The organism is Allofournierella sp. (assembly GCF_048388525.1).
Lineage (GTDB): Bacteria > Bacillota > Clostridia > Oscillospirales > Ruminococcaceae > BQOK01.
This window is the reverse complement of record NZ_DBGCTQ010000038.1, coordinates 109,402-121,460: the sequence shown is the minus strand read 5'-3', so window position 1 is coordinate 121,460 and position 12,059 is coordinate 109,402. Positions and strand designations below refer to the sequence as shown.

At 58.3% G+C, this 12,059-nt stretch carries 7 protein-coding genes; 5 read left to right on the top strand and 2 right to left on the bottom strand.

Annotated elements, in window-relative coordinates:
* Positions 1-203 precede the first annotated feature (203 nt).
* The 4 genes from ACMLHZ_RS04140 (at position 204) to ACMLHZ_RS04125 (ending at position 6,375) form a co-directional block, all read left to right on the top strand.
* Positions 204-470 (top strand): hypothetical protein, encoded by a 267-nt coding sequence (locus ACMLHZ_RS04140; RefSeq protein WP_418666536.1) that lies wholly within the window; start codon positions 204-206, stop codon positions 468-470.
* Positions 471-1,007: 537 nt separating this feature from the next.
* Positions 1,008-2,666: a dihydroxy-acid dehydratase gene (ilvD, locus tag ACMLHZ_RS04135; RefSeq protein ID WP_418666535.1), complete on the top strand. Its 1,659-nt coding sequence runs from the start codon at positions 1,008-1,010 to the stop codon at positions 2,664-2,666.
* Positions 2,667-2,715: 49 nt separating this feature from the next.
* The gene (locus tag ACMLHZ_RS04130; protein ID WP_418666534.1) at positions 2,716-3,732 is read left to right on the top strand and encodes a bile acid:sodium symporter family protein; all 1,017 of its coding nucleotides are present in this window, start codon (positions 2,716-2,718) and stop codon (positions 3,730-3,732) included.
* A 186-nt stretch (positions 3,733-3,918) separates the two neighbouring features.
* Positions 3,919-6,375 carry a YDG domain-containing protein gene (locus ACMLHZ_RS04125; RefSeq protein ID WP_418666533.1) on the top strand — a complete coding sequence of 819 codons (2,457 nt, stop codon included), beginning with the start codon at positions 3,919-3,921 and terminating at the stop codon, positions 6,373-6,375.
* A 298-nt stretch (positions 6,376-6,673) separates the two neighbouring features.
* On the opposite strand, the gene ACMLHZ_RS04120 is transcribed toward ACMLHZ_RS04125, so the two are convergent.
* Positions 6,674-8,299: a response regulator gene (locus ACMLHZ_RS04120; protein ID WP_418666532.1), complete on the bottom strand. Its 1,626-nt coding sequence runs from the start codon at positions 8,297-8,299 to the stop codon at positions 6,674-6,676.
* A complete protein-coding gene (locus ACMLHZ_RS04115; protein ID WP_418666531.1) occupies positions 8,277-10,034 on the bottom strand; it encodes a sensor histidine kinase in 1,758 nt (585 codons plus the stop codon). The genes ACMLHZ_RS04120 and ACMLHZ_RS04115 overlap by 23 nt, the downstream gene beginning before the upstream one ends.
* A gap of 246 nt (positions 10,035-10,280) precedes the next feature.
* Between ACMLHZ_RS04115 and ACMLHZ_RS04110 the strand changes: the two genes are divergently transcribed.
* Positions 10,281-11,960, top strand: a complete 1,680-nt coding sequence (locus tag ACMLHZ_RS04110; protein WP_418666530.1) for an extracellular solute-binding protein — start codon at positions 10,281-10,283, stop codon at positions 11,958-11,960.
* Positions 11,961-12,059: the final 99 nt, after the last annotated feature.

Genomic DNA, 12,059 nt, shown 5'->3' with positions numbered 1-12,059 from the left:
TTTGTTTCACCTCGGTTTTGTTTTGAAAAGGGGGGCCGCTTGAAGCCAAAAAACGGCGGCTCGTGCCATTTGCTTGAAAGGGCCGGGCGCGGCGTGGTATCCTGATTACAGAAAAACGGATCCGTTGCAGGTTTGAAGGGCTCCCGGCGCGGCCGCGGCGGGGCGCCCGCTCATTTTCATCAGAATGGAAAGGAAGGATCCCTATGTTATGTGGAGGCTGGAGCAAATTCCGCGCACTGGAGCCCGAAGACGCGGAGCTGTTTAAGGAGACCGTGACCCTGCAGGGGGTGGAGTACGAGCCGTTCGCCGTGGCTGCCCAACTGGTTGCCGGAACCAATTATAAATTCCTGTGCAACGCCACCTCTGTGACCCGGCCGCCCCGCGACTTTTTGGCGGTGGTCACCATTTTTGTGCCGCTGGAAAAAACGGAACCGGCCGTCATCACCCACATTGCCGAGCTGAACGCGTGAGCACGCGCGGCAAAATGCAATGGAATGGAAATGACAAATAGAGAATAAAAAGGCTTTATGACCAATATTATACAATATTAGGGCGAGCTTTTCAAACGCTTGTGCTGCCGGGGCGGCAAAGGGACCGGCTGCAAAGTGCAGATAAAAATTTTTTGCAGAGGGGCTTGACAGCCGCCAAAAGCGAGGTATAATAATCACAACACAAAGTTAACACGTTAAAGCGTTGAAGAGGAAAAGTAATCTGTGTCCAGCGCCCAGAGAGCTGCCGGTTGGTGCAAGGCAGCGCGTTCAGGACCAGGCGAACATCACCTCTGAGCTGCCCACTGAAAGGCGTTTTGCGCCGAGTAAGCCCGGCCGGCCGGCAGCCGTTACCCTGCCGCCTGGTTAAAACCCGCAGGGGGGAGACCGGGGCAGAGTGGCTGCTGCCTTTGGGCAGGGGCAACGAGAGTGGTACCGCAGAGCGCTTTTAAAGGCCTTTGTCTCTTGATAAAAGAGACAAAGGCCTTTTTATTTTATCATTTGGGGGAGTTTTGCAGCATGAGAAGCGACAATGTGAAACAGGGGCCGGAGCGCTGCCCCAACCGCAGCCTGTTCTATGCCCTGGGCTTTACCGACGAGGAGCTGGAGCGGCCGCTGGTGGGTGTGGTGAGCGCCTTCAGCGAGATTGTGCCGGGGCACGCCCACCTGGACAAGATCGCCCAGGCCGTGAAGGATGGGGTGCGCATGGCGGGCGGCACACCGGTGATGGTGCCGGCCATCGGCGTGTGCGACGGGATTGCCATGGGGCACGAGGGCATGAAGTACAGCCTGCCCAGCCGGGAGCTGATCTGCGATTCCATCGAGACCATGGCCACCGCGCACCAGTTTGACGCACTGGTGCTGGTGCCCAACTGCGACAAGATCGTGCCCGGCATGCTGATGGCCGCCGCCCGGCTGAACCTGCCGGCCGTGGTGGCCAGCGGCGGGCCCATGCTGGCGGGCAAGCAGGGGGAGCGGCGGGTGAGCCTTTCGCAGATGTTCGAGGCGGTGGGCAGCTACAAGGGCGGCCTGATTGACGCGGCCGCCCTGGACGACTACACCAAAAACACCTGCCCGGGCTGCGGCTCCTGCGCAGGCATGTACACCGCCAACAGCATGAACTGCCTGGCCGAGGCCATTGGCATGGCGCTGCCCGGCAACGGCACCATCCCGGCGGTATACTCGGCCCGGGTGCAGCTGGCAAAGCACGCCGGCATGCAGGTGATGAAGCTGCTGGAAAAGGGCCTGCGCCCGCGGGACATCCTGACCCCCGAGGCGTTTGAAAACGCCCTGGCCACGGATATGGCGCTGGGCTGCAGCACCAACAGCGTGCTGCATCTTTTGGCCATTGCCCACGAGGCAAAGGTGCCCATGGATCTGGAAACCATCAACAAAATGAGCGCCAGGGTGCCGAACTTCTGCCACCTGGCCCCGGCCGGGCCCACCCACATTGAGGATCTGTATGCGGCGGGGGGTGTGCCCGCGGTGATGAACCAACTGGCCCAGCTGGGCCTTCTGCACACCGGGCTGCCCACCGTGACCGGCAGGACCATCGGCGAAAATATCGCCGGCGCGGCCAACCGGGATTCCGGTGCCATCCGGCCCACCGACCGGCCCTACAGCCCCACCGGAGGAATTGCGGTGCTGTGGGGCAACATTGCCCAAAACGGGGGCGTTGTCAAGCGCAGCGCCGTGGCGCCGGAAATGCTGGTGCACGAGGGCCCGGCCCGGGTGTTCGACGGCGAGGAGGGGGCCATTGCGGCCATCTACGCGGGGGAAATAAAGCCGGGCGACGTGGTGGTGATCCGCTACGAGGGGCCGAGGGGCGGCCCCGGCATGCGGGAGATGCTCAACCCCACCAGCGCACTGGCGGGCATGGGGCTGGATAAATCGGTGGCGCTGATCACCGACGGCCGGTTTTCCGGCGCGTCCCGCGGGGCGTCGATCGGGCATGTGAGCCCGGAGGCCGCCGTGGGCGGCGAGATCGCCCTGGTGCAGGAGGGGGACCGCATTTTGATTGACATCCCGGCCGGGCGGCTGGAGCTATTGGTGAGCGGGGAGGAGCTGGAGCGCCGCCGCGCCCAGTGGAAGGCCCCGGCGCCCAAGGTCACCGAGGGATGGCTGGCCCGCTACGCGCGGCTGGTGAGCAGCGCAAACACCGGCGCGGTGCTGGAATAAGCTTGCAGGAACGCGCGAAACGCGCTTTTAAGAGAGGAGTAAAAGGATCATGGAAACATTGAAAAAGGTAAGCAGATTTGTGGGCAAATACATGGCGTTCATTGTGGTGGCCGTTGCGGTACTGGCCTTTTTTGTGCCGGCCTCGTTTTTGTGGGTGGGCAAGGACTGGAACTTTTTTACCAGGCTGGTGAGCGTGAACAACCTGCTGATGGTGGTCATGTTCGGCATGGGGCTGACCCTGAAGCTGGAGGACTTTAAAGTGGTGTTCACCCGGCCCAAGGACGTGCTGGTGGGGGTGGCGGCCCAGTTCGTGATCATGCCGCTGCTGGCCTTTTTGCTGGTGAAGGTGTTTAACCTGCCCCCCGAGCTGGCGGTGGGCGTGATGCTGGTGGGCACCTGCCCCGGGGGCACCTCGTCGAACGTGATGACCTTTTTGGCCAAGGGCGACGTGGCGCTTTCGGTGGGGATGACCGCCTGCTCGACCGTGCTGGCGCCGGTGCTGACCCCGGCGCTGACCTGGCTGTACCTGCACGAGACCGTGACCGTGGACCCGGTGAGCATGTTCACAAGCATCGTGAAGATCGTGATCCTGCCCATTGCGCTGGGCTTTGTGGTGAACAAGTTCTTTGGCAAGTTCACCCAGGCCGCGGTGGAGGTGCTGCCCCTGGTGAGCGTGGCGGCCATTGTGACCATTGTGGGCGCGGTGGTGGCCCCAAACCAGCAGAAGCTTTTTGCCAACGGCCTGCTGATCCTGGGCGTGGTGGTGCTGCACAATCTTTTGGGCTACGCCTGCGGCTACGGCGTGGGCAAGGCGCTGAAACTGAACGACGCCAAGTGCAACGCGCTTTCGATTGAGGTGGGCATGCAGAACAGCGGCCTTGCCACCAGCCTTGCGGGCACCGTGTTCCCGGATCTTGCGCTGGCCACCGTGCCGGGCGCGCTGTTCAGCGTGTGGCACAATATCTCGGGGTCCATCGTGGCGAACCTGATGGCGGCCCGCGCCGAAAAAAAGGCGGCCGCGGCCCCCGCGCGGCCTGAGCCCGAGACGGCCCACACGGAGGGCTGAACAAAATACAGAGCCCCCAAAAGCCCCGCCCAGGCGGGGCTTTTGCTGTGCCCAAATGTTACAAAACTGAAAAATTTGCGCCGGGATGCAATGGAACGGGCGGCCCCGTCGTTTAAAGGACAGAAGAATGACTTTTTTGCCCGGCGCTGCGCCGGGCTGCAGGCTTTGGGCAAAGGAGGTTTTTGCATGAAACGGAAACAATGGCTGGCCGGCATTCTGGCGGCGGGGCTGCTGTGCGCGGCGCCCCTGCTGGGCGCTTCGGCCGCGCCCCGCGCGGGTACCCGCGCGGCCGCCCCCGCTGCCACGGGGGCGGCGACGATGACCCTGACGGCCGAGGGCGGGACGACAAATTATACTTATGGCGATACGATCACCTTGAAGGCCACATACACTCCTGCCGCGGGGGAGAGCGTTCCGACAGATGCGCAGGCCGTTTTTATGTGCGGTACGGAGGAATTGGGCCAAGCGAAATTAGAGCAGAATGCTTCTGCAAGCAATTATGAGGCGACGCTGGCCTATACGACTACCAGTAAAAAGGGAATGGCAGTGGGGCAAAATTCCATTACGGCCCAATATACGCCTTCGGGGGGAAGCTCTGCTGTTGTGAGTAGCCCAGTGAGTATTTCTATGGAGGCAAAAGCGCTTTCCGCTGTACCCCAGGGCACGGTAACCTACAATGGGACCGCTACTTTTAAAAATGTGCCGCTCACGCTGACGGGGCTGGAAAGCGGAGACACGGTGAGCGCGAAAGCCGACCTGACCGTGAATGATAAAAACGTTGGGACCCCGCAGGTCACCGCGGCGGCTGACCCGGCTGCCCTCAAAAGCACTGCCGCCGGCACGGCCAAAAGCGCGGCTTCCGGCGCGCAGAAGGATACCCCGCCCGCGACGATCTCCCTGTCGGGTGGCCAAGCGGCCTTTTACACCCTGCCTGCCCGCGCAGTGAAGGGGAGCCTGACCATCGCCCCGGCAAAGCTCACCTTTACCGCGGGGGCCGGGGATAAGCCCTACGACGGCGGAAAGACGGCCGCCGCAAAGGCCGTGCAGTTCACAGGCCTGCAAAACGGCGAGACGCTGGAAAAGGATACGGACTATACCGTTAGCGCCGAATTTACGGGCGATGACTACAATGCGGCGGATGCCCCCAAAGATGTGCGGGTGATCCTGACGTTGACGAACAGAGGGACCGCCAAAAACTACGAGCTAGGAAAAAGCACGTTCGACACGAACGCAAAAATTACCCCCGCGCCGCTGACCGTCGAGTCCGTCACGATACAAGAAAAAACCTACGACGGGACCACGAACGCCACAGTCACGGCCGTGCAGTTCAGCGGCCTAGTGGGCGGCGATTCGCTCACCTTGGGAACCGATTACACTGCTGCCGCCGAATTTTTTACAGATGCGAACGCGGCCACGGGCAAAGAGGTGCAGGTAACAGTGGGGACGGGCACGAAACCCCTCACCAACTACACGCTGCCCGCCGGTGCGTTTTCCACCACAGGGACCATCGCAAAAAAGGCTTTGACCGAAAGCATAGTCACGAACTGGAACATTGGCGCATACACCTATGACGGCGCGGAAAAACAGCCCGTGCCCACGGTTTCGGACGGCAACCTTCTGGGGCCCAGCGACTACGAGCTGGCCTATGCCAACAATGTGAACGCCGGCACCGCCACCGTGACGGTAAAAGCTCTGGCCGGGGGCAACTACACCGGCGAGGTCGCGAAGACCTTTGACATTCAAAAGGCAGCCCCCCTGTTGAACATCACAATGGAGCGCAAAAGCGAAAGCGGCAAAGCGCCGGTGCTGCGGGTCACGGTGACCACCGTGCGGGCCAGCACCAGCGCGGCCTGGCCCACCGGCAAGGTGAGAGTAACGGTACAGGCCGGCAGCGAGAGCCGCGAGGGCACGGGCGTGTTTCAAGGTGGATCGCTCACGCTGGATCTGACCGACCTGCCGGGCGCGAGCTCGGCCACGGTGAGCGCGAACTATGCGGGCGACACCAACTACGAGCCCGCCGCGGGCAGCACCAGCCAGACCCTGACGCCCGCGCCCACTCCGGCGCCCACCCAAAAGCCCGCCGCCACCCCCGGCCCCACGCCGGCGCCCACCCCAAAGCCCTTCGACTGGTACCCGGCTTTGGGCAGCATCCAGAGCGTTGCGAGCGGCAAGGTGACCATCGACGCGGGCAGCGAGATCGCGGTGCCGCACTTTATCTGGCAGGCGATCTACGGCAAGGACATCACCCTGACCATCACCCGCGGGGCCGACAAGTACGTGTTCAACGGCCTGGATCTGAAGGCCAGCGGTTTTGACCCGGACAACGGCCACAACCTGACCGACCTTAAGGCCTACATCGGCCGCAGCTACGACAAGCCCAAGGCCACGGCCACCCCGGCCCCCACGGCCAGCCCCAAGCCCACGGCTTCGCCCAGCCCGGCCCCCACGGCCAGCCCGGCGCCCACCACCGCCCCGCAGGCCACCCCGGCGCCCAGTGCGCAGCCCGCCCAGGGCGGAGGGGCCTCCGGCTGGCTGTACTGGGTGATCGGCGGCGCGGCGGTGCTGATCGTGATTCTGGGCGCGGTGCTGTTCGTCCTGCGGCGCAAAAGCGCTGGGCAGGACCCTTACGGCTACAACGACTGAGCGGTTTTAACGCATATAAAAGGGCTGTTGCGAAACGAAAGGATCGCAACAGCCCTTTTGTGTTGGATTTTTTATTGCTTCGCAATAAAAAACTTATTCAAAATGGCTCTGCCCCTCGCCGCTAAAGCGGCAACCGGAGCAGATAGCCCAAAAAATAGCTTCCACTGCGTTCCCGCTATTTTTTAGAAAACGCCGCCAACATTCGTGGGAATTACCTGCGCTTTGAACTTTGGACAAACAGCAGAAGAGGAGAGGAATCCTGCGTTTTTGCGTGCGGGGGCAGATAAGCGCCAAGAAATCAAAGAGAATCCCGGAACTCCTGCGGGGAGATACCCACATGCTTTTTGAAGACGCGGGAGAAGTGAGCGGCGGAATCAAACCCAACCGCGATACCGATTTCCGTGACCTTTTTGTCGGGCTGGCGCAAAAGCTGTTTTGCCTTGTCCATCCGGCGGCAAAGCACATATTCAGACAAATTTTCCCCGGTCGCTTGTTTATAGGCGCGGGAAAGATAAACGGGGTTTAAATATACTTGCTCAGCCAGTGCGTTGACCGAGAGATCCTGCGAAATATGGCCGGCGATGTACTGGTGAAGAGTGTAGACCATTTGACTGAAGCGCTTGGCATGGCAAGCTTCTGCACCGTCAAAAAGCCAGTCGCCGATCGCGCTGAATTGCGGCGTCAGCTTTTCTTCCCATTGCTCATAGGGGAGCGAAAACAGGGTATACCCATGGAATGTGCTCAAAAAATCTTTTTCGCGACCGCCCGCATGGATGTGCTCCAGGAAAAACAGACACAATTTATGGTACAGGACAATGCGCTGACCGGGCTGCCCCCCGAAAAGAAGCAGCTGTAACAACTGCCCCAGCGCATTGCGAAACGCTTCTTTTTGCCGGTACTCGAAGGCGTTTTCCAAACTGCTGAATGCAGCCTCGGCGGCATCCTGCGGCAAAACCGATTCCGGGAGCGCATTGCCAAAAAAACCGATGCCCCCCAGCAGCATTTCATCCTGCGTGCCAAGCTGGTAGGTCAGCACGGAACGCAGTTTTTCGAAATTGGCCTGAAGGCTGGCCCAGGGATGGGATGTGGGGTCGACGACCAGGGAAATTTCGGCGGATAAGCCGGCCAGACAATAGGATTGTACCCGTTCCATCATGCCGGAAAGAAAAACGTCCACCTTTACCGGGCTTTGCGGAGCCTGCTGCAGTGGCTGAACAAGCCACATGATGTAGCGATGATTCCAATAGACGCTGGCCGAATTGACGACCGCCAAAGTGTAGCGGGTAAAAACGGCATTGATTTTTTCCAGCAGGGGAATATCGGCAGGATCGCCCGCTTGCGGCAGCATGCGGTCGATCCTGCCTCCGACCAGAAGCACCGGGGTCCTAGGATCGAGAGGAAGCCCCAGCTTTAGGAGCTGCTGCCCCATCTGCATGGGGTCGCTGAGCTCGCCGCGCAGGATTTTCCACAAAAAATCTTTGCACAGCAAAGGCTGGGCGTTCTTCAATTCCTCTTCCAGCTGTTTGTTCCAAATGGTATCGGTGTGCTCTTGGTCCAAAAGAAGCATCGCTTTTTGGACTGCGTCCAAAACGGCTTCGTCGCCTTGGCTTTTAAGGATGTATGAATCTGCCCCCAGCTCCATTGCGGTCTGGACATATTCAAAGTCACTGTAGCCGGAAAGGAAGATCACATGGCAAAAGGGCCAGCGGGTATGGATCTGAGACAACATCTCAATGCCATTCATACCCGGCATTTTGATATCGCTCAACACAACATCTATTCGCAGAACATCCAATATGCGCAAGGCCTGAGGAGCGGAATAGGCTTTGTGCACCTCGAGATGAGAGCCCTCTTTACCGGAAAACAAGCTGTAGAGGCCGTCGGCGATAATGGGTTCATCATCAACAATCAGAAGTCGATACATCTTGCTCTCCTTTTACAATGCGAAGCTGAACCCGCAGCCCGCCCGCCGGGGTTCTGATAAGCCTGAGACCGCTTTCCGGACCAAAATGATAGCGCAGGCGCCTGTGGATATTGATCAGCGCTGTGGTTTCCAACTTTGCATCGGTGCTGCTGAGCTTCTTTTGCAGAGCGTCAAGTTCAAACTCATCAAGTTCCGCTCCGTTATCTTCCACCTGGATCAGCCAAATATTGTTTTGCTTTTCAAAAGTTATAAAGAGTTCGGGTTCCAGGACGTTTTTGAGGCCATGCTCAAAAGCGTTTTCAAGTAAAGGCTGCAGAATGAGGCGCGGCACCATCAACAAATCGAAAGCCGCGGGAACTTGCCCAATGTGGATCGTAAGACGGTTGGAAAAACGGATCTGTTGTATTTTGAGATATGTTGTTGCGTGACGGATCTCCTGCTGCATGGTAACAACATCGGCAGCATTGCGGGTGAGGTACTGGTAGTATTCGCTCAATAATTGAGAAAACTCCGCGATTTTGTCGCTGCCCTCTGCCTGGGCCATGCGATAGATGTTGTAAAAACCGTTGTACAGGAAATGAGGGTTGATCTGGGCCTGCAGCTGCTTTAACTCCGCGCGCTGTGTGAGCAGCTGCTGCTCGTACACTTGACCGATCAGCTTTTGCAGGTGATCCATCATCCCGTTAAACGACTCGTACAGGTAGGCAAATTCATCGTTCTGCTTTTTGTGGATGCGCACCTCAAAATCATTGCTTTTCATGCGCTTGAAAGAGTCGACCAAGGTCTGGATGGGCTTGTGGATCAAATGGCGGACGGAAAAAGCGAAAGCGCCCATGGCCAAAATGGCAATGATACTGAAGCAGAGCAGCATCATTAAATAGGTGCGGCCAAAACCAAACAGGTATTCCGTGGAGGAAAAGGAGATCAGGACCAGGTCGCTTTCGGGAAGAAGAACGCCCGTGCGCTGGAAGTGGCGGCCATCCACAGTGATCTCTTCCGTGAAGGGGAGCTGGCTGGGCAAAGCCAGTAAGGCTGGCCTGAGGAAAAGCTCGTGGTCTGTTTTTTCAAGCACAAAGCAATTGTCTCTGCTGGTGAGGACGAGCCCTGTATCCTGCGTGCTGTCAAAACCCTGCAGCAATTGCCGGATCTCTGCGTTGGAGAGAGTGAGCGTCATGACCAGCGAGGGAGCCCGCCCCTCCCGCTGGGTGATGGGATATTGTATGCTCATTTCAAGCTCGTGTGCGGCGTTCATTGTGAGGCCGGACAGCGGCGAGCAGACCAGCAGGTCGGACTGCTTGCGCCAATCAGGCGCAAGAGGTTCCACATTGCGGGTATCGATGCTGCGGCCGACATGAGGAAGGTGAAGCACGACGCGGTCGATGCAGACGCTGCTGTTTTTCATCACCTGCATGCGGTGCTGCGCGCGGAGCATATATTGAGACCGCTCAAAGGTATCCATAATGTCGTAGGCATTTGCCAGATAGACCAAATCGTCGTCGTTGATGCAGTGGTATTCCAGCAAGCGGATACGGGAGAGCTCGTCATCGATGGTGTCGGCGTACAAATTGAGCTGGGCCATTTGAGAGCGGACGATCTGCTGATGCATCTGCTGATAGGCCCAATGAAAGATCACCGCGCCCAAAAAATAGACAGGCAATAAAATAAGGATGAACGTTACCACCACTTTGAGCCAAATGGAGCGGAAGATCCGGCCCCTGCCCTGCGGATGTTCCATACTGCCGCCCCCTTGCCATAGGTATATTTATTTTAAGTATATCACGCCCCGTTTTTGCCTGCAAACTACTTCTCTTGACGATTTTCTACTTGGTTTTTTAAATCGGAAAACAGGTTGAAAATCGTCAAGTAAGACCTATCCTTTTGTCATTTACGAAAAATAAAATGTGTGAGAAAATACACACAAAGGGAAGGATAAGATGCGCATCCGTTGACCGCCCATATAAACGCAAGGAGGAATTCGACTATGAAAAAGCAAGCTGCCGCATGGGGGCTGGCTGTTGTGATGCTGGCCAGCTTGGCCGGCTGCGGCAATACCCCGGCTTCCAGCCCTGCTTCTGCGGGCTCTGCTGCCCAGAGCACAGTGGAAACGCAGGCGAATAAAGACCCCTTTGGCAAATATGAAGAGCCCATCACCCTGACGGCGGTCCGTTACCTGCAGGACGGCATTGAATTTCAGGAGGGTGAGAGCCTGGAGAACAATGTGTGGTCCAGAGAATATGCCGACACTTTGGGCATCAAGCTGGAATATGCCTGGACCACGCCCCAATCCGAATACACGCAAAAGCTGAACGTCTCTTCTGCTTCCGACGATCTGCCCGATTTGATGTGGGTCGATGCCGCGCAGCTTAAGCGCATGGTGGAAGATGATCAGCTGGCCGACCTGACGCAGGCCTATGCCGATTTTGCCGCCCCGTACACCGATCAGGTCCTGCATGAGGACGGCGGCAGCGCCATGGAGTCCGCCACCATTGGAGGCAAGCTTTATGGCCTGCCCCACATCCAGTCCGGCTATGGTTCCTGCGAAGTTCTGTGGGTGCGCGCCGACTGGCTGAAGGCTTTGGGATTGGAGACACCCAAGACCATGCAGGACGTTTTGGAAATTGCCCGCGCGTTCGCCTCCCAGGACCCGGACGGCAATGGAAAAGACGATACATACGGTTTGGGTGTGAATAAGGGCCTGATCGCCGAGAACAACCTGGCTTACGCGGTGTTGGACGGCTTCTTCAACGCTTACCACGCATATCCCAGCATCTGGGTGACCGATGAGGCCGGAAAGATGGTTTACGGCGGTGTGCAGCCTGAGATGAAAGAGGCACTGGCCGAGCTGCAGAAGCTGTACGCCGAGGGCGTGATCGACCCGGAATTTGGCGTAAAAGATGCCGTTAAGGTGAGCGAGAATGTGAACGCCGGCAAGGTCGGTATGTTTTACGGCTATTTTTGGACCTGCGCCAGCGGCTGGCTGCAGGACGGCAAAATGAACGATCCCAGCATCGATTGGGTCGCGGTGCCCATCCAGTCCATCGACGGGGCTCCCGCAAAAGCGATGGCGCCTTTCGCCACCACCTACTACACGGTTGTGAACAAAGATTGCGAGAACCCGGAAGCAGCGATCAAAATGTACAATCTGGTGTTGGAAAAGATGTTCGGCGAAACCGCGCAGCCCGAAGTGTACAACTCGACCCCCGACAGCCTGGCGGTGTTCAACTATGCATACTCCTACGGCGAGCCTCCCATGAAGAACCTGGACGCGCAGCAGGCGGTGGTGGCAGCGCTGGAGAGCGGCGACGCCAGCGGGTTGAATGCGGAGCAGACCAACTATTACGAAGGCTGCAAAAGCTATGAGGAGAGCGGCGACCTTGCACTGTGGGGCAACTACATGATGTATGGACCCACCGGCGGCCTGGCCGTGATCAATGAGTACGTTGCGGGCGGCAATGTGATCACCGACAATTATTACGGCGCCCCCACGGATGGCATGGCTGAGAAAAACGCTACCCTTCAAAAGCTGCAGCTGGAGACATTCACAAAGATCATTACCGGGAGTGCCGACATCGATGAGTTCGACGCCTATGTGGAAAACTGGATGAACCTTGGCGGCCGGCAGATCACGGACGAAGTAAACGAGTGGTTGGCCCAGCGGTAATAGGACGGAGCGCGGGGAAACTGGCCGTTTCCCCGCGCAGTTTTTGTTGCTTTATGCGAAAAACCTTATTCAGAATGGCTCTATGAAACTTCAGGTGAT

Excerpts from the sequence above, each read along its gene's own strand:
- ACMLHZ_RS04125 (WP_418666533.1), top strand. The coding sequence starts at position 3,919 with ATGAAACGGAAACAATGGCTGGCCGGCATTCTGGCGGCGGGGCTGCTG.
- ilvD (WP_418666535.1), top strand. The coding sequence starts at position 1,008 with ATGAGAAGCGACAATGTGAAACAGGGGCCGGAGCGCTGCCCCAACCGC.
- ACMLHZ_RS04115 (WP_418666531.1), bottom strand. The coding sequence starts at position 10,034 with ATGGAACATCCGCAGGGCAGGGGCCGGATCTTCCGCTCCATTTGGCTC.
- ACMLHZ_RS04110 (WP_418666530.1), top strand. The coding sequence starts at position 10,281 with ATGAAAAAGCAAGCTGCCGCATGGGGGCTGGCTGTTGTGATGCTGGCC.
- ACMLHZ_RS04140 (WP_418666536.1), top strand. The coding sequence starts at position 204 with ATGTTATGTGGAGGCTGGAGCAAATTCCGCGCACTGGAGCCCGAAGAC.
- ACMLHZ_RS04120 (WP_418666532.1), bottom strand. The coding sequence starts at position 8,299 with ATGTATCGACTTCTGATTGTTGATGATGAACCCATTATCGCCGACGGC.
- ACMLHZ_RS04130 (WP_418666534.1), top strand. The coding sequence starts at position 2,716 with ATGGAAACATTGAAAAAGGTAAGCAGATTTGTGGGCAAATACATGGCG.